Below are 22,040 nucleotides of genomic sequence, written 5' to 3' on the forward strand. Positions count from 1 at the left end.
GGAGTGTGCGGACGATTGCGCCGTAAGAAAATTCGAATAAACTTAGCTTTTCGTTCAGAATTTCTGAAAGCGGAAGGCGGACATGCGCAATGTGACGCTGAAACAGCTGCGCGCCCTCGCGGCGGTGGCGCAAACGGGGTCGGTGACGGCGGCGGCCAAGCGCCTGCACGTCACGCCGCCGGCCGTCACCATGCAGGTGCAGGCGCTGGAGGACTTGCTGGGCGTGCCCCTGCTGGACCGGCTAGGGGAACGCTTCAAGCCCACCGACGCGGGGCGGGAGGTGATCGAGACGGTCATCCGCATCGAGGCGGAACTGAACAATTGCGCCGCCACCATGGAGGCGCTGCGCAACCTGTCCGGCGGCCGGGTGGCGGTGGGGGTGGTCAGCACCGCCAAGTATTTCGCGCCCTACGCTCTGGGCGCCTTCCACGGCGAATACCCCCAGATCGAATTGTCGCTCATGGTGGGCAACCGGGAGGAGATCATCGCGGCGCTGAAGGCGGACAGCATCGACATCGCCATCATGGGCCGCCCGCCCCGCGACCTCGCCGTCGATATGCACGCCCTCGGCGACCATCCCCACATCATGATCGCCCCACCCCACCACCCGCTGGTGGGCCGCCGCCAACTGAGGCTGGAGGAATTCGCGCACGAAACCTTCCTGGTGCGCGAGGTCGGGTCCGGCACCCGCATGCTGATGGAATGGTTCTTCGCCCAGGCCGACCTGCACCCGCCCATCAGCATGGAGGTGGGCAGCAATGAGACGGTGAAGCAGGCGGTGATGGCCGGCCTGGGCCTCTCCTTCATCTCCGCCCACACCATCGCCGCCGAACTGGAAAGCGGCCGCCTGGCGCCACTGGATGTGGAGGGTTTGCCCATCGTGCGCCAGTGGTTCGTGGCCAAGCGGTCGGACAAGCGCCTGGCCCCGGCGGCGGCGGCGGTCAAGGCCTTCCTGGTGGACCGGGGGCGGGAATTCCTGCCCAACGTGCGGCCCATCGCGTGAGGGAAATAACCATTCAGGGCAGTTGCGGGGGCAAAAGGCCGCTCCACTTCCCTGTGCATGGGGTCCCTATCCCAGGAAACCCATACACGGGGGAACCGGACGGGAACGCGGCGATCCATGCGCCCGCCCTCCCTCATGCCGGCCATTGAGTACCATGAAAGCGCTTCCCACCCTGACCCTCGCCGTCATCGTCCCGATCGTGATGGCGGCGCCCACGGCGCTGGCCCAGGCCTGTGCGTACCAGGCGCTGGAGCCTGGCGTGGGCAAAATCCTGGTGGGATCAGCCACCATGGATTTGGGGGAAGGGGATGACCCCCTCAAACCGCAAGCCTGGCAAGGGCCGGTGGTGTTCACCCACGCTGACGGGACATCCTGCACGGTGGACCCCGATATCAGTTTGGTGGAGCGGCCATTATTGACGGATGGCCAGCGCGTCATTGTCTCCACCTACTCGGGCAGCGAGCGGAGGGTTCACTTCTTGGACATCAACAATTGCCGGATCTTATGGAAAAGCTCCCCATTCTCGGGGGAGGTGAGCCTGACGCCTCAGGCTCTGCGCCTGGGCACCAGGACGCATAAGCTGGGGTCGCTTTGCATTCCCTCAGCCGCTACCTCCTAAAGGGTTACCGCAACAGGGGGGAGTGTTTTCGCGCGGCGCGGAAAATGATCTTTACCAAGGACAGGCTCATCCAAGGATTGCTTCGCCCATGACGATCTTCTCCAAAGGTTTGGCCCTCGCCGCCGCGGCGGCGCTGATTCCGCCCGCCGTGGCCCAGGCCGCCCCCCAGCGCCATCTGCCGGTCGTCTGCCCCTACCAGCCGGTGGAACCGGCGTCCGGCAAGGTCCGCGCCGATGTCCTGACCCTGGACCTGGGCCCCGCCGCCGACGGGGCGGGCACGTCCTGGAAAGGCCCCCTGACCATCACCGGCCAGGACGGCACCACCTGCACCGCCGACGCCGCCGTGGCCCCCATCGAGGGCACGCTGTACAGCGACGGCCAGCACCTACTGGTGACCACCTCCGCCGGCGGCGCCCGCAAGCTGTTCATCCTCAGCACCACCAGCTGCCAGCCCCTGTGGAAAAGCGGCAACTTCACCGGCGCCGTCTCCTTCAAGGGCGGCCAGCTTTACACCGGCAAGACAGCCAACAAGCTGAACCCGGATTGCCTGCCTCTGCCCTGAGGGCGGGCGGCGGAAGGTGGCCGGTCTGAAATGGCGCTGGCGGCGCGGGCGTCCTTCGGGCGATGATCCAGCATGCTTTTGGGGAGCCCGTACCGCCCATGATCGACCAGAACGGCCAGCCCGTCCGCAAGGCGGCGCTGAAGACCTACCTCGACACCTATAACGCCGGCGTGCGTGGCTCCAAGGAGTTCGGCGCCCTGCCGCGCGCCCTGGTGATCATCTGCGACGGCCTGACGCCTGGCAAGACGACCTACGTGAAATGCGTGGACGGCCAGGTGCAGCTGTCCCGCCGCAAGGACGGCTCGGTGCTGGGTGGCGGGTTGTGAGAAAGCGCTGATGGCTTTTCTGAAGCGGCGGAATCTCGGTTTGACGGCTCGCTTCGGTGCCAAACCCCAGGGCGAACTGTGACGCCGCAAGTTTGGCGGCCAGTTCCGCGTAGGTGCGTTCCAATGCCGGGGTGGCGGCGCAGCCCGCCGCCTATTCAGCTGCAGGGTGGATGTTCGCCCAGGCGTGGCGAACGAACTTAGGAAAACGTTGGTGTCGATGCCTACGCGGATCATGTCGCGGCGCGGGCTTCGTCGTCTTCCTCTTCCATCAGGAGTAGGGCAGGAGGGAGATATTATCCATATTCAAATATATCAGATGTCTTTCCTACAGTTTCTCCAGATCTATATTGAAATTATTTTTTTGAAACCTGTGCGAGAAGACCGTCGAAATTGAGATCTGAAATAAGGCGCTCAAATTCCCGCATGAACATGTATGTTTCTTTCTCGCTGTAATTTTCCACAAATGGCATGTTGTGCAACATTTTTATGGCTGCAAAGAAACGACGCCGTGCAGTATCTTTGTTCGAGGTATGAATTGCCTCTCTGTATGCTTCAACGCCAAGCTCATGCATCCAAGGAAATTCCTCCTTTATAAAGCTAGCAAGAAGCAGGAATTGGATGGGGTCACTTGGGCCAAAATCGCTAGAATGTAGTAGGTCGCGCAACACCATCGGATGAAAGCGAGTCCTGCGGCGGCGAACTCGCGGCGTTTCCTCTTGGCTCTCGCGGAAACGCATATCTAGGCCACGGATGCTGGAAACGAGTTCCTCCAGTATCTCATGCTGCGGTCTAGTTTTCTGAGCATGTGGAGGGTTTTTGGGGAACTGCTCAACAGATTTCTCGAAAGTCGGCCATAGCGCTTCAAACTGACGGTTCAGGTGGGTATCCGATAGCTTTCCATCTGAAAATTTATTAATAGAAGTCACTACATCAAATATGCCAGATTTTTCCACCTTCTTAGCTTGAAACTGCGCAAGTGGGCCGGTGATATCTTTGAACTCAATGTCGAGTAATAGAGGGACAACCCGGCCTTCCTGCATGGATTTTGCCAACGCTCCAGCCTCAAACAAAATCCAAGGGGACGAGATATTTTCACGCGTTATGCAAATTATTCCAAAATTACAAGCCTCTAGTTCTTTCCCAACCTGATTTGCCCACCGTTCACCTGCATCAATGTCGGATTGGGATAGCCATGGTTCTATGGACTGGAGAACCATGGGCAACCAATCATACAATGCCTGGCCGAGCGCATGACTGCGCTCACCACTCCAGCTGATAAAAGCCTTCATTTTTCCCCCGAAATTCGCTGGGATGAAGCTGAAACCCTGACGGCGATCTTTTCAAAGCCGCCGTAGCTATCAAACCGCCAGCCGGCTCGTCCCGAAGGGCGAGCCGTTTGAATGGGCGTTTGATTCACTTGATGGTTGCGTCAGTTCAAGCCTTCGTTCGTAAAGCCGACCGAAGGCTAGGCACCCCCCTTAGCTGCACCCCGTCGTGCTGCCGCAGGTGTCGCACTTCAGGCACGTCCCATTCCGCACCAGGGTCATGTTCTGGCATTCGGGGCAGGGGTCGCCTTCGTAGCCTTTGGCGCGGGCTTCCTTGACCTTTTCCCAGCGGGCGTCGCTGCCGCCGGAAACGGCGCCGCCGTAGCTGGTGCTGGTCACCACCTTTTCCGCGCGGGTCAGGGTGGAGTAGGCCTGGGGGGCGCCGTGGGTGCCGGTGGCGACGTGGGTTTCCACGCTGGCGGTCGCGGTGGCCGTCTGGAAGGCGGCGACGGCGCGGCCGGCCTGGCCGCCGGGCAGGACCCGCAGGTTGGGCAGGTTGTTGCGGACATAGCCGGTGGAGGTGATGCGCGCCACGGCGTTCAGCGTTTCCTCCGCCACCTCGGCCGCGTGCGGCGGCAGGTCGCTCTGCTTCACGCCGCCGCCCATGGTGTCGGGCAGGATGTCCTCCGGCGTGGCGTGGGCGAGGTCCGTGCGCGACAGATAGCTGATGGCCAGCTCACGGAACACATAGTCCAGGATGGACGTCGCCATCTTGATGGCGTCGTTGCCCTGCACCATGCCGGCGGGCTCGAAGCGGGTGAAGGTGAAGGCCTCCACATACTCCTCCAGCGGCACGCCGTACTGCAGGCCCAGGCTGATGGCGATGGCGAAGTTGTTCATCAGCGAGCGGAAGGCGGCGCCCTCCTTGTGCATGTCGATGAAGATTTCGCCCAGCTTGCCGTCCTCATACTCGCCGGTGCGCAAATAGACCTTGTGGCCGCCCACCATGGCCTTCTGGGTGTAGCCCTTGCGGCGGTGGGGCAGGCGCTCGCGCTGGGCGCGCACCACCTTCTCCACCACCTTTTCCACGATGCGCTCGGTCACCACCTCGACGCGCGCGGCGGCCGGGGCCTCCAGCACGCGCTCCAGCGTGGTTTCGGCGACGTCTTCCTCCTCATCCTCCTCCAGCACCTGGGCGTTCAGCGGCTGGGACAGCTTGCTGCCGTCGCGGTAGAGCGCATTGGCCTTCAGGCCCAGGCTCCACGACAGCATGTAGGCGTCCTTGCACGCCTCCACCGTGGCGTGGTTGGGCATGTTGATGGTCTTGGAGATGGCGCCGGAGATGAAGGGCTGCGAGGCCGCCATCATGCGGATGTGGCTTTCGGCCGACAGGTAGCGCGTGCCGATCTTCCCACACGGGCTGGCGCAATCGAACACGGGCAGATGCTCGGCCTTCAGGCCGGGCGCGCCCTCCAGGGTCATGGCGCCGCAGCAGTGGACGTTGGCCGCCTCGATCTCCGCCTTGGTGAAGCCCAGGTGGGACAGGAGGTCGAAGCCGAACTCCTCCAGCTTGTGCGCTGGCACGCCCAGGGCCCCGGTCAGGAAGTCGGCGCCCAGCGTCCACTTGTTGAAGGCGAACTTGATGTCGAAGGCGTTGGCCAGGCCGGCTTCCAGCTTTTCCAACTGCTCGGGCCCGAAGCCCTTGGCCGCCAGCGTCTCATGGTTCACGCCCGGCGCGCCCTTCAGGGTGCCGTGGCCCACGGCGTAACGCTCGATGCGGGCCACGTCCGTGGCGGAATAGCCCAGGCGCGACAGCGCCTCCGGCACCACGCGGTTGATGATCTTGAAATAGCCGCCGCCGGCCAGCTTCTTGAACTTCACCAGGGCGAAGTCCGGCTCGATGCCGGTGGTGTCGCAGTCCATGACCAGGCCGATGGTGCCGGTGGGGGCGACCACGGTGGCCTGGGCGTTGCGGTAGCCGTGCTTCTGGCCCAGTTCCAACGCCTCATCCCAGGCGCGGCGGGCGGCCACGATCAGCCGCTGGTCGGGGCAATCCTCGGCATCCAGCGGCACCGGGGTGACCGACAGGCCCTCGTAACCTTCCCCGGCGCCATAGGCGGCGCGGCGGTGGTTGCGGATGACCCGCAGCATGGCGGTGGCGTTGGGGGCGTAGCCGGGGAAGGGCCCCAGTTCCCCCGCCATCTCGCCGGAGGTGGCGTAGGCGACGCCGGTCATGACGGCGCTGATGGCGCCGCAGATGGCCCGGCCCTCGGCGCTGTCATAGGGGATGCCCGCCGCCATCAGCAGGCCGCCGAGGTTGGCGAAGCCCAGGCCCAGGGTGCGGTACTCGTACGACAGGCGCGCGATCTCCTTGGAGGGGAACTGCGCCATGAGCACGGAGATTTCCAGCGCCACCGTCCACAGCCGGCAGGCGTGGCTGAAGGCGTCGGTGTCGAACGAGCCGTCGGCCCGGCGGAACTCCATGAGGTTCAGGGACGCCAGGTTGCAGGCCGTGTCGTCCAGGAACATGTATTCCGAGCAGGGGTTGGACGCGTTGATACGGCCGGACTCGGGGCAGGTGTGCCAGTCGTTGATGGTGGTGTCGTACTGCACGCCGGGGTCGGCCGACTGCCAGGCGGCGTGGCCGATCTTGTCCCACAGGTCGCGGGCCTTCAGCGTCTTGGCCACCTTGCCGTCGGTGCGGCGGATCAGGTTCCAGTCGGCATCCTCCTGCACCGCGCGGATGAAGGCGTCGGGCACGCGGACGGAGTTGTTGGAGTTCTGGCCGGAAACGGTCAGGTAGGCGCTGGAATCCCAGTCCGTGTCATAGGTCTGGAACTCCATCTCCGTGTAGCCCTGGCCGGCGAACTGGATGACCCGCTGGATGTAGTTTTCCGGGATCATGGACTTGCGGGCCTCGATGATGGCCCGCTTCAGCGCCTTGTTCTTGGTCGGGTCCAGACGATCGGCATCCGGGCCCATGCCCTCCGTCGCTGCCGCCATGATGGCGTTCAGGTGCTTGTTGGCCAGCTTGGACCCGGCCACCAGGGCGCAGACCTTCTGCTCTTCCACCACCTTCCAGTCGATGTAGGCCTCGATGTCCGGGTGGTCCAGGTCCACCGTCACCATCTTGGCGGCACGGCGGGTGGTGCCGCCCGACTTGATGGCCCCGGCGGCGCGGTCGCCGATCTTCAGGAAGCTCATCAGGCCGGAGGACTTGCCGCCGCCGGCCAGCCGCTCGCCATCGCCGCGCAGGCGGGAGAAGTTGGAACCGGTGCCGGAGCCGTACTTGAACAGGCGGGCCTCGCGCACCCACAGGTCCATGATGCCGCCCTCGTTCACCAGGTCGTCGGCGACGGACTGGATGAAGCAGGCATGGGGCTGCGGGTGCTCATAGGCCGACTTGCTGGCCACCAGCTCGCCGGTCTTGAAGTCGACGTAGTGATGGCCCTGGGCGGGGCCGTCGATGCCATAGGCCCAGTGCAGGCCGGTGTTGAACCATTGCGGGCTGTTGGGCGCCGCCATTTGGCGGGCCAGCATGTGGCGCATCTCATCGAAATAGGCGCTGGCGTCGGCCTCGCTGTCGAAGTAGCCGCCCTTCCAGCCCCAATAGGCCCAGGTGCCGGCCAGGCGGTCGAACACCTGGCGGGCGGAGGTCTCGCCCCCCACCCGTTCCTTTTCCGGCAGGGCGGCCAGCGCGTCCTGGTCGGCCACATGGCGCCACAGGAAGGACGGAACGTCGTTCTCCTCCACCGTCTTAAGGCGGGCGGGCACGCCGGCGCGGCGGAAATACTTCTGGGCCAGGATGTCACAGGCCACCTGGCTCCAGTCCGCCGGCACCTGGATGTCTTTGGCCTGGAAAACCACCGAGCCGTCGGGGTTGCGGATCTCGCTGGTCGCCGTGCGGAAGGCGATCCCCTCGTAAGCGTCCCGACCGTCGACCGTGAACCGTCTCTCGATGCGCATGGTGCCCCGACCCCTGAATGAAATGCCGCGATGACGGGGTGGGTGTCGCGGGGGCGGGCCTCGTCCGGAATCGTTGCCCGGAGGATGGCCGTGGAAACAGGCAAAACCACCCCAAAACCTGGGTTGGTCCCTGGTGCTCCGCGCCGCGACAGCACCCCAAGATGCTGTATGTCGGGGAAGCGTATGCCACCATGTTTCGACCATCAACGACATTTTGTGGTGCCAAACGGGCAGGTGCATACGGGTTGTGGTTGACTCTTCGGGTAGGAGGCGATTCTCCAGCAAACCCGGGCCTCTCACCATTTCGGCGGGCCCCTTTTCGTCGGCTGAAAAATGCGGCCGGGCGACCACCGGGCCAGGGGCGGCGTCCGGGCCGTCGGTGCCCGGCCCTCTCTGCGCTTTTGGGTTTTCAACCCGGGAGGAAGATGGCAGGGTGCCCCCTCGCCCGCGCCGGCGGTATTCCGGCGCCTATTTTTCTTCAGGCCCGAGAATCCCCGTCCCGAATGTCCCCTGAGCGCAGCCCAGACCAGCGCCCCAATCGCCCGACTTATCATCATCCGGTGGTCATCGACCCGGCGGCGCGCCCGCCGGTGGGTGGGACGGGGGCAGGCGACAGGGGGGGCGGTGAAACGGCGATGGGGGACAGGGCGGCGGATGGGGACCCCGCCCGGCCCGCGACACACCGGCCCAATTGGATCAAGCGCCTAACCACCCTGGTCACCGCCCTGGTGCTGCTGGGGCTGGTCGTGCTGGCCGTGCGCCATGTGGCGCGGGACTTCCGCCCGGCGGAGGTCTGGGCCTATGTCCAGCTTCTGCCTTGGGCGCGGGTGGCGCAGGCGGCGGGCCTGGTGGCCGGCGCCTATATGGTGATGACGCTCTATGACGTCTCCGCCCTGAAATACCTGGGCATCAAGCTGCCGTACCGCACCGTGGGCCTGGGCAGCTTCGCCGGCTACGCCATCTCCAACAATGTGGGCTTCGCCGTCATCAGCGGCGGGTCGGTGCGCTATCGCGTCTACTCGGTGGCGGGCCTGTCGGCGGCGGACATCGCCAAGATCGTCGTGTTTTCCACCACGACCTTCACGCTGGGCATCACCTTCACCGGCGCGCTGGGCGTGGCCATCGGGCCCGAGGTGGGGGCTGGCATGCTGAACGTGCCCGCCTGGCTGCTGCAGGGTGTGGCCGGCCTGGTGCTGGCGGGGCTGGGCGCCATGACGGTGGCGGCGGCCGTGACGCACAAGCCCATGCGGCTGTGGCGGTGGTCCGTCGCCCTGCCGTCCTCCGGCGTGATGCTGTCGCAGATCGTCATCGCGTCGCTGGAAATCCTGCTGTCGGCGGCGGCGCTGTGGACCCTGCTGCCGGCCGAGTCCAGCGTGGGCTTCATGGAGTTCACGGCCCTATTCTGCGCCGGCCTGGCCATCGCCATCGTCAGCCATGTGCCGGGCGGCCTGGGCGTGTTCGAGACCATCCTGCTGCTGGGCCTGCGGGACCACGGCCCCGCCGGTGGCGCCATCGGCGCCCTGCTGGCCTACCGCTTCCTCTATTACGTGCTGCCGCTGGTCCTGGCCGGCCTGCTGCTGCTGGTCTGGGAAATCCGCGCCGACCATGGCCCCGTGGCCGCCTGGCGCCGCTGGCGGGCCCGGCGCGGGCGATAGCGCCCCGCGGGCGGCCAACAGGCGGCCAGTGGTCAGGCCGACCGGCGCCGCAAGCCGTCCTCGAACGCCGCGACCGGGACAGGGCGGCCGAACAGGTAGCCCTGGTAGAAGCGGCAGCCGTTGGCTTGCAGGAAATCGTGCTGCCCCGCCGTCTCGACCCCTTCGGCGATCACCGACAGGCCCAGATTGTGGGCCAGCGACAGGATGATGCGGGCGATGTTGGCGTCGTTGGGGTTGGACAGCACGTCGCGGACGAACATGCGATCGATCTTCAGTTCGTTCAGCGGCAGGCGCTGAAGATAGCCCAGCGACGAATAGCCGGTGCCGAAATCGTCCAGTGACAGCCGCACGCCGCGCTCCTTCAGGCGCGCCATCTTGGCGATGATGTCCCCGATGTCGTGGGCCAGCAGGCTTTCCGTCAGTTCCAGCTTCAGCCGGCAGGGATTGGCGCCGGTGGCGGCCAGGATCTCCAGGACCTGGCTGTCGAAATCCGACTCGTGGAACTGGCGGGCGCTGACATTGACCGACAGCGACAGCCGCGACAGGACCGGGTCGTGGGCCCAGCGGCGCAGGGTCGCGCACGCCTCCTTCAACACCCATTTGCCCAGCGGCAGGATCAGGCCCGTGGACTCGGCCAGGGGGACGAAGTCCGCCGGGGAGACCAGGCCGCGCTCCGGATGCTCCCAGCGCAGCAGCACCTCCGCGCCCACGACGGTGCCGGCCTGGTCCACCTGGGGCTGAAGGTGGATGGCCATCTGGCCGCGTTCCAACCCCTCGCGCAGGTCCTTTTCCAGGGCCAGGCGGCCATCCACGGCCAGTTGCATGCCGGCATCGAAAAAGCGCAGCGCGTTGCCGCCGCCGGCCTTGGCCGCGCCCATGGCCAGGTCCGCCTGCTTGATGAGGCAGTCCGCGCTTTTGGTTTCGGCGCCGAACAAGGCCACGCCCACGCTGGGGGTGGCCCGGTGGCTGTCCGCGCCCAGCACGAAGGGGGTATCGAAGGCGGCCAAGATTTTGCCGCCCACCGCCTTGGCCGCCAGGGCGGCGTCGTCGGCCGTGCGGCCCAGCCCTTCCAGCATCACGACGAACTCGTCCCCGCCCAGGCGCGCCACCATGTCGGTGTCCCGCGCGCAGGCGCGCAGCCGGGCGGCCACCTGGCGCAGCAGTTCGTCGCCCTGGTCGTGGCCCAAGGTGTCGTTCACCACCTTGAAATGGTCCAAGTCGACGAACAGCAGCGCGCCCCGGGACGCCCGGCGTCTTCCCGACAGCAGGGAGCGGCGGAGGTGTTCCAGCAGCAGGCTGCGGTTGGGCACCTCGGTAAGGGAGTCATAATAGGCCAGGTGGTGGATGCGCTGCTCCGCTTGGCGGCGCTCCGTCAGGTTGGTGTTGGTGCCGGAGACGCGCACGGCCTGGCCATCGGCATTGCGCAGGATGAAGCCGCGCGACAGCACCGGGACGTAGTGGCCGTCCTTGTGGCGCAGGCGGAATTCCATCTCATAGCTTTCCTGCCCGCTTTTGAGCGCGGCGTGGAAAATCGCCCGGGCGGGTTCCCAATCGTCGGGGTGGGTCAGGTTCTGCCAAGGGCTGGGGTCCCGGCACAGCTCACCCACCTCGTAACCGATCATCTCCCACCAGCGGGGGGAATAATACAGCAGGTTGCTGGTCAGGTCCCAATCCCAGGGCGCGTCCTGCGACCCCCGCAGCACCAGCCGCAACCGTTCCTCCGACTTTTCCAGCGACTGCTGGACCTTCTTCAGGTCGGTCACGTCGGTGAAGCTGATGACCGCCTCCACCGGCTGGCCGTTGTCGTCCAGCACGGGATAGGCGTTGCACATCAGCCAGGTGGTGGACGACTCCCCGCGCCGCTTCAGGCCCAGCAGTATGTTGTTGGCATCCATGCGGCCCTGCAGCGCCAGGCTGCCCGGCAGTTCGTCGGCAGGCACCGGGCTGCCATCCTCCCGCACGAAGCTCCAGCGCGGATCGGGCTCATAGCTGCCCAGGATGGCATCCTCGCTGAGGCCCAGCATGCGGCAGGCGGCGGCGTTGGCGTAGCGCAGCCGCGTGTCGGCGGCGCGGACCATGACGCCGGCGGGTACATGATCCAGCAGGAAACGGTAGCGTTGGGCCGCCTCGCGCAGGGCGGCTTCCGCTGAGGGGGGCTGCGGCATCGCTGGGGGTCGCGACAGCGACGGCGCCGCCGTCCCGTGCCGCGCGGTCATGCCCATGCCTTCCACCACGTCCATTCCTTATTCCATGCCATCCAGTTGCGTTGCCGTTGGCCCGTTGGGGCACTTGCCGCCATCAAGACGTCCAAGTCTTTCAAAAGGGTTACCGCCCTTGGCCGCTATCCTTCCGCATAGTTGACCCCATAGGCCGCCGCGCCGCCCCCCGAGCGGCCGCCCAAGTGGCCATCCAAGCGGGTTCGGAGGCAGCCATGCCACGGCCGGCGTCGGCGGCCCGCCTCTGCGTATGGACGCGCGGGACTGAAACTGCCATAGTCCGGCCGGTTCGTTTCGGGGGCCCGCTGCCAGGCGCTTGGCCCCCATCCATACCGTCCCTGGCACACTTTCCTGGTTTCGGCTCATGACCCAACGCATCTCCATCCTGACCTGGCTGTCCCAACTGTCGATCCGCCTGCTGATTTCGCGGCGGGGGAACTGGTTGGCACTGATCGGTTCGGCAACCGTTATTTCCGGGAAAAGAAGGCGCGGCCGGGCATGAAGGTGCGCCGCTGGGTGCTGTTCGCGGGTGAGCCCGAGGCGTCGGCCGTCCCGCCGGAATGGCACGGCTGGCTGCACTACTCCATGGAACAGCCGCTGCCGGAAAACAGCGCCTACCACAAGCCGTGGGTGAAGGCGCATGAGCCGAACGCCACCGGCACCACCACCGCCTACCGTCCGCCGGGGCACACCTTCGAGGGCGGCCGCCGCGCCGCCGCCACCGGCGATTACGAGCCCTGGACCCCCGCATAAGCGGTCCCCAACGGGGTGTGCGGTGCGTGGCCGGCCGCCATCAGCGCGACGGTACGGCCGCGCGGCCCGCGTGACAGGCTAACGACGGGCTGGGCAGGGGGTGTGTCGTCCTCCTGCGGCGGGCGTTGGGGCATGGGTGCCGTCGAATCGACCCCGGGGCCTTGCGCCAAGCCAGGCTTGTCCTATTTCTAGGGTTTTCCAGAGGAAGCCAATGCGCAGCAATGTGATCGAGACCGTGCTGGGGGCCGTCGTCCTGGTGGTGGCGGCGTTCTTCCTCTATTTCGCCTACACCACGGCCAACGTGCGCGCCGTTTCCGGCTATGCGCTGCAGGCCCGGTTCGCCAGCACCGGTGGCCTCACGGCCGGCAACGACGTCCGCATCAGCGGCGTGAAGGTCGGGTCGGTCACCAAGGCCTATCTGGACCCCAAGACCTACCAGGCCGTCATCGAGATGCAGATCGACAGCCAGGTGAAGCTGCCGGAGGACACCAGCGCCGGCATCGCCTCCGAAAGCCTGTTGGGGGGCAAGTATCTGAACCTGCAGCCCGGTGGCGAGGAAGAGATGCTGAAGCCCGGCGGCCGTATCCAGTACACCCAGTCCGCGGTGAACCTGGAAGATCTTCTCGGCCGCTTCATCTTCAGCGCCGGCGGCAGCAATGCCAACAAGGGCGGCGACGCCGGCCAGGGCCAGCAGCCCGCCGCCCAGCAGCCCCCGGCTCAGCAACCGAAAGCCGACCCGTCCAAGGGTCTGCTGAACGGCGGCGGCAAATGAGCCTGCGGCGTCTGCTGCTGACGGCTTCCTGCCTGGCGGTGGCCGCCACCGCCGGCGCCTGGGCGCAGAACACCCCGACCATCCCCGCAGCCGCACCGCCGGTTCCGACCGCGTCGCCTGCCGGGGCTGCACTGGGCGCTTCGCCATCCGAGGTGAAGAAGACCGTCGACCAGGCGCCGGAGGAGCAACCGCCCACCAGCCAGCCGGTGAGCGGTCCCAACGCGGCCGGGCAGCCACAGGACCAGCAGCCGGCGGAGGGCGCCCAGGGCGCCGCCGCCGGTGTCGGTGCCGCTGCCGAAGGGGCCTCGCCCGTCACGCCGTTGCCCCCGCTGCCGCCACAGCCGGCCGTGCCGCGCACGTTCGAGGATATGAAGGTCGCCGTCCTGGGGGGCCTGGACAAGGTCACCGGGCGCGTCTCCACCGTCGAGATTCCGGTGGGTCAGACCGGCCGCTTCGGCCAGCTGACGGTGGCGGCCCGCGCCTGCCGCAAGACCACCCCCATCGAGGAACCGGAATCGGCCGCCTTCCTGGATATCGTGGAGGCGAAGCCCGACGACCCGGCGGCCAAGGTCTTCACCGGCTGGATGTTCGCGTCCAGCCCCGCCCTGTCGGCGATGGAGGACCCGGTCTACGACGTCTGGGTGGTGGATTGCAGGAACCCGGCGACCAAGGCGCCGTCGTCCAAGCTGCCCTCCGGCAAATCACAGTGAAACCGCGCAGGCTGGGATAAGGCCCCGGCCAGCAGCGCCCGATATTGGACGCGGGGAATTTCCACCGCACCGAATTGCGCCAGGTGGGTGGTGACGAACTGGGTGTCCAGCAGGCGATAGCCGCCGGCGCGCAAGCGGGCCACCAGATGGACCAGCGCCACCTTGCTGGCGTCCGTCTCGCGCGAGAACATGCTTTCGCCGAAGAACGCGCCGCCGATGGAAACACCATACAGGCCGCCCACCAGTCGGCCCTCGCGCCGGCATTCCACGGAATGGGCGTGGCCTTCGCGGTGCAGCGCGACATAGGCCTCCAGGATTTGGGCGTTGATCCAGGTCTCCGGCCGGTCGGTGGTGGATTCGCCGCAGGCGCGCATCACCCCGGCGAAATCGGTGTCGACACTGACCTGGAAACGCCCCTGGCGCACGGTGCGCATAAGGCGGCGCGGGGCATGGAACCCGTCCAACGGCAGGATTCCCCGCTCCGGCGGGTCGAACCAGAAGATCTCGTCATCCTCCGCCGATTCCGCCATGGGGAAGACCCCCAGGGTATAGGCGCGGACCAGCAGTTCCGGTGTCAGGCGCATCAGGCGGTCCCCTCCGGCGGACGGGCGGCTATGAACACCACCCGCTGGTAGACGTAACCGATGCCCATGAGGCACAGGCCCAGGCCCAGGAAGGAGAGGATGCGCAGCAGGCCGGTCAGGTCCGCCATGTCGGACAGGAAGACCTTCAACACCGTCACCAGCAGCACCGCCAGCGAGGCGTAGCGCACATCCGCCCGGCGGGTTTTCACCCCCGCCGCCAGCAACACCAGCGCGAAGCCCAACCAGGCGGCGGAATAGCTGTACCATTCGGCATCCGGCCGCCCGCCGCCGTGGGCCCACAGGGTCAGGATGCTGCCATGGAAGGCCTGGCGCACCTCCAGCGAGACGCAGGCGAAGGCCAGGACCAGCACCAGGGTCACCAGGACGCGCCGACCCGGCCCGGGCGTCTGGCCCCAGGCCACCAGGCCGAACAGCAGGGCCGGCAGGGCATAGATCAGCAGCAGCAGGTTGACCACCGGCCAGGACCCCACCGGTTCGTCCGCCCACAGGGGGTTCAGGATACCCAACTGCACCACCACCACCTGGGCCGTCGCCAGGCGCACCAGGATACGCGCACCCCACCGCGCCACGGGGTGGGCGGGGCCGGGGTTGCCTGGCCGGCCGGCCAGGACCAGGGCCGTCACCAGGAACAACGCCGTGCGCAGGCTGGTGGGCAGCAGGGCGAACGGGTCGCTGTCCAGGCGGCCACCCTGCATCACCTGGATTTCCAGGCAGGCGAACAGCAGGCCCAGAACCAGGGCGGCGATGGCCAGACCCCGCGCCGGACGGTCGTCGCGGCGCCGGCGCAGCAGCCAGGCGCCACCCGCGCAGGCCAGGGCCGGGACGCCGCAGCCCCACACCAGCCAGTTGAGGGGGGAGGTGCCGCTCAGCGGATACTCCAGCACCCAAGGATTCAGCATCAGGCGGCCCGCCACCACGATGGCCAGCAGCGCCGCCGCCCGTCGCAGCGCGGCGACCAGCCCCGCCATCGCCGTGCGGCTTTCAATCAGCGCCACCGCCGGGATCAGCAGCGACAGCGCCGCCGTTAGCCAGGAGGTGCGCAACAGGGCGGCCAACGCCAGGCTGATCAGCGCCAGCGAGGCGATGACGAACGCGTCCGCCGCGCCCTCGGCTCGCGCCGTCCACCGCGCGGCCCAGGCCGCGCCGCCCGCCAGCACGATGCCGACCAATGCCCAGGCGACGTCGGGCACTGTGTTGGAGGGGTCGAAGGCCCAGCCGGCCCAGGCCAGGGCCGTTATCGGTAGGGCCGCGCTCCAGGCCCAGGCCCGCGGCCGGGTGCCGGTGATGGCGGGGGGGATGGCCAGCGCGCGCAGGCCGGCCGCCGCCAGCCCCAGGCCAAAGCCCAGGGCCACCGCCAGCTGCGCGCCATACGGCAGGTCGGCACCGCGCACGGTAAAGCCCTGCGACAGGGCCAGGGTGGCGATGGCGGCGGCGATGGGCGCCAACGCCGTCATCACGCGGGTGTGCGGGGAGGGCCACCGCGCGGCCGTCACCGCCAGCAGGGTCAGGATGGCCAGCGCGGCCACGCCGGCGACGGCATAGTCGCTTCCCACCAGCAACAGCCAATCCAGCAGCAGGGGCACGCCGCCCAAGGCTATGGCGATCCAGGCGTCGGTGACATCCGACCGGCGGTGGCGCAGGCCTGTCAGCGCGAAACCCATCCCCGCGCCCGACAGGGCCGCCAGGAACACGGCGATGGGGATGGCGTCCGATCCATGGGCCGTGGCGGTCACGACCCACAGGGCGGCCCCCGCCAGCACCGGCAACCCCAGCCAGGGGGCCGGCAGCCGCCACCCCACCGCCAGGGTGGCGGTGTTCAGCAGCGCCAGGTAGCCGAACAAGGCCCAGGCCGAGGGGTGGTCGCTGGGAACCAGGGCCGGCACGGCCAGGCCGCCGCCCAAGCCCAGCAGGGCGATGAACGCGCCGGCGGACAGGCCCTCGCCACCCCCGTGGCGCAAGGCGAGCAGGAACGCCGCCCCGGTCAGAACGGCCAGGCCGGCGAATGTGGTGCCAGGCCCGATCAGGCCATGCAGGGCGTGGGCGGCATAGACGCAGGCGAAGGCGGTGGCCAAGCCGGCCGCCGTCAAGGCGGCAGGAATGGAGGCGGCCTGGAACGACGGGGTCCCGCCCCTTCCAGCCGTGTCACCGGCGCTGGCGGCGCGCCGGCGCAGGATGTCGCCCGCCACCACCAGCCCGGCGCCGAACAGGCCGCCCAGGGTCAGGCGCACGGCAGGGCCCAGCAGGCCCAGGTCCACGGCATACTTGGCCAGGAACACGCCCGCCAGGGCCACGGCGATGGCGCCCAGCCAGACCAGCCAGCGCGTGCCCAGCGCCTGCTCCAGGGACGGTGGCGGAAGGGAGGGCGGCCCAAGGGAGGGCGACGGGGTGGGGACGGGCTTGGGGATGGGACGGGGGGAGGGCGTATCCGCCATAGGCGGCGGCACCGGCGCGGGGAGGGGCTCGGAGAGCGTTGGCGGGGCCGTCGCCACCGGCGCCCCGACGCTCTGGGGCTGGGGGGTGCTGCCCTGCAGGTCGGCCAACCGCCGGGTCAATACGTCCAGCCGGGCGTTCAGGTTCGCCACGCGGCGGTTCGCTTTGTCGGCATGGATCAGGGCCCACAGGGCCACCATCAGGGCGATGAAGACAAGAAAGGCCATGCCGGTCCCAGGATCACGCGGAGCGACAGGAAAGGTAGTGCATTTCCCGCAGCCGTGCAGTGGCTATCGCTCAGGCCCGGTCGCGGGGCTGGAAAAACGACAGGCCCGGGGCCGACCATCCGTCGATCCCGGGCCTGGGTCACGTGTCTGTGGATTAGGAAGGATCAGCCGGCGGGCTGGTTCTTCATCCATTCCTCCAGCCAGCGGATGTCATAGTCGCCGTTGATGAAGTCCGGCTGGGCGATGATGCGCTGGTGCAGCGGCAGGGTGGTGTCGATACCGCCGATGACGAATTCCTCGATGGCGCGGCGCAGGCGCATCAGGCACTCGTTACGGCTGTTCCCGTGGACGATCAGCTTGGCGATCATGCTGTCGTAGTGGGGGGGCACGCGATAACCGTCGTACAGCGCGCTATCCACCCGAACACCCAGGCCGCCCGGGGCGTGATAGCCGTCGATCTTGCCGGGGCTGGGGGTGAAGGTCACCGGGTTCTCGGCGTTCACGCGGCATTCGATGGAATGGCCGTTGAACTTGATGTCGTTCTGGCCATAGCCCAGCGGCGCGCCGGTGGCCACGCGGATCTGTTCCCGCACAAGGTCGATGCCCGTGACCATCTCGGTGATGGTGTGCTCGATCTGCAGGCGGGTGTTCATCTCGATGAAGTAGAACTGCCCGTTCTCGTACAGGAACTCCATCGTGCCGACGCCGCGATAGCCGAAGGCCGCCGCCGTCTTGGCCGCCAGGTTGCCGATGAAGGCCCGCTCTTCCGCGTTCAGCGCCGGCGACGGCGCTTCTTCCACCACCTTCTGGTGGCGGCGCTGGATGGAGCAGTCGCGCTCACCGAAATGCACCACGGTGCCGTGGTGGTCGCCCAGCAGCTGGATTTCGATGTGGCGCGGCTTGGCCAGGTACTTTTCCATGTAGACCTGGTCGTTGCCGAAGGCGGCGCGCGCCTCGCCCCGGGCCAACTGGTACGCCTCGGCCAGCTCACCCTCGCTCCAGGCCACCTTCATGCCCTTGCCGCCACCGCCGGCGGCGGCCTTGATCAGCACGGGGTAGCCGATGCGGGCGGCGTTGACCAGGGCGGCCTCGACCGTTTCCACCGGGCCGTCGGAGCCGGGAACGACCGGCAGGCCCAGGTCCATCACGGTGCGCTTGGCCGTGACCTTGTCGCCCATGATGCGGATGTGTTCCGGCGACGGGCCGATCCAGGCGAAGCCGTGTTCCTCCACCATCTGGGCGAACTGGGCGTTTTCCGCCATGAAGCCGATGCCGGGGTGGATGGCGTCCGCCCCGGTGATCGCCGCCGCCGACAGGATGGCCGGGATGTTCAGGTAGCTTTCCTTGGCCGAGGGCGGGCCGATGCACACGCTCTCATCCGCCAGGCGGACATGCATGGCGTCGGCGTCGGCGGTGGAATGCACCGCCACGGTGTGGATGCCCATCTCGCGACAGGCGCGGTGGATGCGAAGCGCGATCTCGCCGCGATTGGCGATCAGGACCTTCTCGAATAGGCCGCCCATGGTCAAATCCTCACTCGATGATCAGCAGGACTTCGCCGTATTCGACGGGCTGGGCGTCGCCGACCTGAATCTGGGTCACGGTGCCGGCCTTGGTCGCCTTGATGGGGTTCATGACCTTCATGGCCTCGATGATCAGCAGGGTCTGGCCCACCTTGACCGCGTCGCCCACCTTCACGAAGGTGGAGGCACCCGGCTCCGGCGCCAGATAGGCGGTGCCGACCATGGGTGACTTCACCGCGCCCGGATGCTGCGCCGGCGGCACGGCCGCCACGGGGGCGGCGACGGGGGCGGCGGCCGCCACCGGGGCGGCGGCCACGGCGACGGGCGCCATCGCGGCGGCCGGGGCGGCGCGGGACAGGCGGATGCGCTTTTCGCCTTCCGCGTACTCGATCTCGGTGAGACCGGTTTCGCCGAGAAGCTCGGCCAACTTGCGCACGAATTCGCTGTCGAGTTCGAAGGTCGCCATTGTCATGATCCTGGGTACTGGGCTGCGGTTAGGCCGCCGATGGTGTTGGTTAGGCCGGTTGCCTGTGAGGGGGGGCGCCGGTGCCGGCGTTACGGTTTCTCGTTTACGCGGGGGGTGGGCTGTCGATCAGGCGGGCTGCCGCCTGTAGCGCCAGCAGGTAACCCTGCGAGCCGAAGCCGCAGATGACGCCGCGTGCCACCGGCGACACGTAGGAGTGATGCCGGAACGGCTCGCGCCGGAAGATGTTGCTCAAGTGCACCTCGACCACCGGCAGGCCCACGGTGCTGAGCGCGTCGTGGATGGCGATGGATGTATGTGTGTACGCGCCGGCGTTCAGGATGATGGCGTCGTGTTCGCCGCGCGCGTCCTGTATCCAGGTGACCAGCTCGCCCTCATGGTTGGACTGGCGGAAGTCGATCTCCAGGCCCAGGCGCGCGGCCGTTTCCTGGCAGGCGTTCTCGATATCCTCCAGCGTCTCCGCGCCATAGATGTGCGGCTCGCGAATCCCCAGCATGTTGAGGTTCGGACCGTTCAAAACCAGGACGGAGGGCGCGATGGCCAAGGGTGTGTCGCCTTTGTGTACGTACGTCTCTGAACCCGGACGTCTGGGGGTATGCGTCCCCGGCCAGCGTCCGTCGAAGGCCGCTTTATAACACGGGTGGCGCCCGGGGCAAGAATCCACGCGCGCGGGCGCCGGGGTCCGCCCATGCGTCCCCGGCGTCTCAAACCGGCCCGGCGCCTACTGCGCTGGCCTTGCGGTCAGCTCTTGGCGCTGCGGGCCTTGGCGAACAGGTCCTTGAAGGCGTCGGCGCCGATGGCGCCCGGCACCAGGGTGTTGCCAATGACGAATCCCGGCGTGCCGTGGATGTTGAGGGCGTCGGCCAGCGCCAGATTGGCGTCGATTTCCTTCTGCACGGCCGGGGAATCCATATCCTTGACCAGGCGCTCGGTGTCTGCGCCCGCCTCCTTGGCGATGGACAGGATGCGGTCCCGGTCCAGCTTGCCCGTGGCCGCCATCAGCGCCGCGTGCACGGACTCGTACTTGCCCTGCATGTTGGCCGCCAATGCCGCCTTGGTGGCGATGACCGACGCCGGGCCCAGGATGGGGAATTCCTTGTAGACGATGCGGATCTTGCCGTCCTTCTTGATGGCGCTGTCCATCTCCGGCTGGGTGTGCTTGCAGTAGCCGCACTGATAGTCGAAGAACTCCACCATCGTGACGTCGCCCTTCAGGTTGCCGCCCACAGGGGACGCCTTGGAGGCGAACAGCTCATCCTTGTGCTTCACCAGCGCGTCGGCGGCGGCCTTGGCCTCCTCCGCCTCGGCCTTGTCCTGCAGCGCCTGCACCGCCTCCGTGATCACCTCGGGATGGGCCAGGATATAGTCGTGGACGATCTGTTCCACCTGGGCCTTGTCGTAGGGCCCCTTGTCCGCCACCGGCTTGTCGGCGGCGAAGACCGGGCTGACGATCGCCAGGCCGGCGAGCGCCACGGTGGCGCAAAGGGTGGCGTTAATGGTACGCGACATCGGGACAAACTCCGGTTTGCGGCCTATTCCCCAAAGCCAAGGTGCCTCGTGCCCGGGGTGGCGGTGACGGCGCGCAGCATGGACCAGGCGGCGGCAGGGCGCAATCCCGCAAGGGCGCGGGTGCGGCGTCATGCGCCGCCGGCCTTGCGTCCGCCTTGCCGGTGGGCCATCCATCGTCGCGCTTGCCAGGTTGGCGGCGCTGTGCGGTCATGAGCTGGGCTGGGTCTGGGGTTTGCATAGGATGACGCCGGTGATGACGCCGGTGGGGGATGACGCCGGCGGGGATGCGTTTCCATGCCCAGGCATGAAGGTGGGGTTGGCCATGACCATGGCGGATGACGACGACGATTTCCTCTTCCAGGACGACGAGGATGAGGATGCCGGCGAGGAGTCGGAACTGATTCCGGGCATGCCGCCCTGGCAGGTGCTGATCGTCGATGACGATCCCGAGGTCCACGCCATGACCCGCCTGGTCATGCGCAAGTTCGCCTTCCAGGGCCGCGGCCTGGCCTTCGTCTCCGCCTATTCCGCCGCCGAAGCGCTGCACATCCTGCAGGGGGAGCATGACATCGCCATGATCCTGCTGGACGTGGTGATGGAAAGCGACGACGCCGGCCTGAAGCTTGTGCCCCGCATCCGGGATGAGCTGGGCAACCGGGCGGTGCGGATCATCCTGCGCACCGGCCAGCCCGGCCAGGCGCCGGAGGACGCCGTGATCGCCGGCTATGACGTAAACGACTACAAGGCCAAGACCGAGCTGACCGCCCGCAAGCTGGTGACGGCCACCATCACGGCGCTGCGCGCCTACCACCACATCCGGACGCTGGAACGATCTTGCATCGGGCTGGAACGGGTGGCTGGGCTGGGACTGTGCCAGATGGCGCTGTCAGGCCCGTCCTCGGCCGCGGGGGCGGCCCTGGATCAGATCGCGGAGGTGCTGGAGCAGCCGGCCGATGGGCTTTTCTGTGTGATGTACGGTGCCGACCGCCTATCAGCCCGCATCCTGGCGGGACGCGGACGCTATCAGGACGCGGCCGGACATCCCCTGGCCACCGTGGCCGACACCGGCGCCTTGGCCAACGCCCTGCGCAGCCCGGGCGACCTGCGTCACGACTTCGCCAACGACGCCATGACCCTGGCCTGGCCGCTGACCGGCCCGGCGGGGGAGGGCGGCAATCCGCACGCTGGCGCGGTGGCCATGCTGCACCTGCATCTGGTCCGGCCGCTGGATGAGATCGAGCGGCGCCTGGCCCTGCTGCTGATGATGCGCATCGCCGACGCCCTGGTCACCGCCTGGGCCCTGGAACAGGCGCGCGACCCGGCCTGACGGCCGCTTCCCCATGCGGCGCGCACCACCCAGGGTGGCGCGCGCCTGCTGCGGCTTGCCCAGAAAATTAACCATGCTACATGTCCGC

General features: G+C 67.5%; 19 protein-coding genes. 10 read left to right on the top strand and 9 right to left on the bottom strand.

Annotated features, from left to right (window positions below; translation table 11 throughout):
• The first annotated feature begins 82 nt into the window (after window positions 1-82).
• The 4 genes from UCD39_RS05045 (at window position 83) to UCD39_RS05060 (ending at window position 2,510) form a co-directional block, all read left to right on the top strand.
• A complete protein-coding gene (locus UCD39_RS05045) occupies window positions 83-1,003 on the top strand; it encodes a LysR family transcriptional regulator (RefSeq protein ID WP_145728832.1) in 921 nt (306 codons plus the stop codon).
• 154 nt (window positions 1,004-1,157) lie between these two features.
• Complete coding sequence (locus UCD39_RS05050; protein ID WP_330494979.1) at window positions 1,158-1,622, top strand: hypothetical protein; 465 nt, start codon at window positions 1,158-1,160, stop codon at window positions 1,620-1,622.
• A gap of 88 nt (window positions 1,623-1,710) precedes the next feature.
• Entirely contained in the window at window positions 1,711-2,184 is a 474-nt protein-coding gene (locus UCD39_RS05055; RefSeq protein ID WP_330494980.1) for a hypothetical protein, read from the top strand.
• Between the two features lie 98 nt (window positions 2,185-2,282).
• The gene (locus tag UCD39_RS05060; RefSeq protein ID WP_330494981.1) at window positions 2,283-2,510 is read left to right on the top strand and encodes a hypothetical protein; all 228 of its coding nucleotides are present in this window, start codon (window positions 2,283-2,285) and stop codon (window positions 2,508-2,510) included.
• Window positions 2,511-2,863: 353 nt separating this feature from the next.
• On the opposite strand, the gene UCD39_RS05065 is transcribed toward UCD39_RS05060, so the two are convergent.
• Both UCD39_RS05065 and UCD39_RS05070 read right to left on the bottom strand, forming a co-directional pair.
• Window positions 2,864-3,799, bottom strand: a complete 936-nt coding sequence (locus UCD39_RS05065; protein ID WP_330494982.1) for a toll/interleukin-1 receptor domain-containing protein — start codon at window positions 3,797-3,799, stop codon at window positions 2,864-2,866.
• Between the two features lie 189 nt (window positions 3,800-3,988).
• A complete protein-coding gene (locus UCD39_RS05070; RefSeq protein ID WP_330494983.1) occupies window positions 3,989-7,741 on the bottom strand; it encodes a vitamin B12-dependent ribonucleotide reductase in 3,753 nt (1,250 codons plus the stop codon).
• A gap of 635 nt (window positions 7,742-8,376) precedes the next feature.
• On the opposite strand from UCD39_RS05070, the gene UCD39_RS05075 reads away from it, so the two are divergent.
• Entirely contained in the window at window positions 8,377-9,396 is a 1,020-nt protein-coding gene (locus UCD39_RS05075) for a lysylphosphatidylglycerol synthase domain-containing protein (protein ID WP_330494984.1), read from the top strand.
• Between the two features lie 32 nt (window positions 9,397-9,428).
• Here the strand turns inward: UCD39_RS05075 and UCD39_RS05080 are convergent, their stop codons facing one another.
• The gene (locus UCD39_RS05080) at window positions 9,429-11,636 is read right to left on the bottom strand and encodes a putative bifunctional diguanylate cyclase/phosphodiesterase (RefSeq protein ID WP_330494985.1); all 2,208 of its coding nucleotides are present in this window, start codon (window positions 11,634-11,636) and stop codon (window positions 9,429-9,431) included.
• A 340-nt stretch (window positions 11,637-11,976) separates the two neighbouring features.
• Here UCD39_RS05080 and UCD39_RS05085 point away from each other — a divergent pair, with 340 nt between their 5' ends.
• From UCD39_RS05085 to UCD39_RS05100, 4 genes are all read left to right on the top strand, one after another.
• A complete protein-coding gene (locus UCD39_RS05085) occupies window positions 11,977-12,114 on the top strand; it encodes a hypothetical protein (RefSeq protein WP_330494986.1) in 138 nt (45 codons plus the stop codon).
• Window positions 12,051-12,365 (top strand): NADH:ubiquinone oxidoreductase subunit NDUFA12, encoded by a 315-nt coding sequence (locus tag UCD39_RS05090; protein WP_330495491.1) that lies wholly within the window; start codon window positions 12,051-12,053, stop codon window positions 12,363-12,365. Before UCD39_RS05085 ends, UCD39_RS05090 begins: the two co-directional genes overlap by 64 nt.
• Window positions 12,366-12,576: 211 nt before the next feature.
• The gene (mlaD, locus tag UCD39_RS05095; protein WP_330494987.1) at window positions 12,577-13,137 is read left to right on the top strand and encodes an outer membrane lipid asymmetry maintenance protein MlaD; all 561 of its coding nucleotides are present in this window, start codon (window positions 12,577-12,579) and stop codon (window positions 13,135-13,137) included.
• Complete coding sequence (locus UCD39_RS05100) at window positions 13,134-13,847, top strand: DUF2155 domain-containing protein (RefSeq protein WP_330494988.1); 714 nt, start codon at window positions 13,134-13,136, stop codon at window positions 13,845-13,847. Before mlaD ends, UCD39_RS05100 begins: the two co-directional genes overlap by 4 nt.
• Here UCD39_RS05100 and aat read toward each other — a convergent pair.
• From aat to UCD39_RS05130, 6 genes are all read right to left on the bottom strand, one after another.
• Window positions 13,766-14,434 carry a leucyl/phenylalanyl-tRNA--protein transferase gene (gene aat / locus UCD39_RS05105; RefSeq protein WP_442943595.1) on the bottom strand — a complete coding sequence of 223 codons (669 nt, stop codon included), beginning with the start codon at window positions 14,432-14,434 and terminating at the stop codon, window positions 13,766-13,768. The genes UCD39_RS05100 and aat overlap by 82 nt on opposite strands.
• Complete coding sequence (locus tag UCD39_RS05110; RefSeq protein WP_330494990.1) at window positions 14,431-17,109, bottom strand: DUF2339 domain-containing protein; 2,679 nt, start codon at window positions 17,107-17,109, stop codon at window positions 14,431-14,433. Before UCD39_RS05110 ends, aat begins: the two co-directional genes overlap by 4 nt.
• A 164-nt stretch (window positions 17,110-17,273) precedes the next feature.
• Entirely contained in the window at window positions 17,274-18,632 is a 1,359-nt protein-coding gene (gene accC / locus UCD39_RS05115; RefSeq protein ID WP_145728858.1) for an acetyl-CoA carboxylase biotin carboxylase subunit, read from the bottom strand.
• 10 nt (window positions 18,633-18,642) lie between these two features.
• Window positions 18,643-19,098 (bottom strand): acetyl-CoA carboxylase biotin carboxyl carrier protein, encoded by a 456-nt coding sequence (gene accB, locus UCD39_RS05120; protein ID WP_330494991.1) that lies wholly within the window; start codon window positions 19,096-19,098, stop codon window positions 18,643-18,645.
• Between the two features lie 103 nt (window positions 19,099-19,201).
• Complete coding sequence (gene aroQ, locus UCD39_RS05125) at window positions 19,202-19,660, bottom strand: type II 3-dehydroquinate dehydratase (protein ID WP_330494992.1); 459 nt, start codon at window positions 19,658-19,660, stop codon at window positions 19,202-19,204.
• Between the two features lie 197 nt (window positions 19,661-19,857).
• The gene (locus UCD39_RS05130) at window positions 19,858-20,625 is read right to left on the bottom strand and encodes a DsbA family protein (protein ID WP_330494993.1); all 768 of its coding nucleotides are present in this window, start codon (window positions 20,623-20,625) and stop codon (window positions 19,858-19,860) included.
• Between the two features lie 322 nt (window positions 20,626-20,947).
• On the opposite strand from UCD39_RS05130, the gene UCD39_RS05135 reads away from it, so the two are divergent.
• Window positions 20,948-21,952, top strand: coding sequence for a DUF3369 domain-containing protein (locus UCD39_RS05135; RefSeq protein ID WP_330494994.1), 1,005 nt, complete (start codon window positions 20,948-20,950; stop codon window positions 21,950-21,952).
• Window positions 21,953-22,040 lie beyond the last annotated feature (88 nt).

It is taken from the genome of Nitrospirillum karajorum, from assembly GCF_036348415.1.
Lineage (GTDB): Bacteria > Pseudomonadota > Alphaproteobacteria > Azospirillales > Azospirillaceae > Nitrospirillum > Nitrospirillum amazonense_B.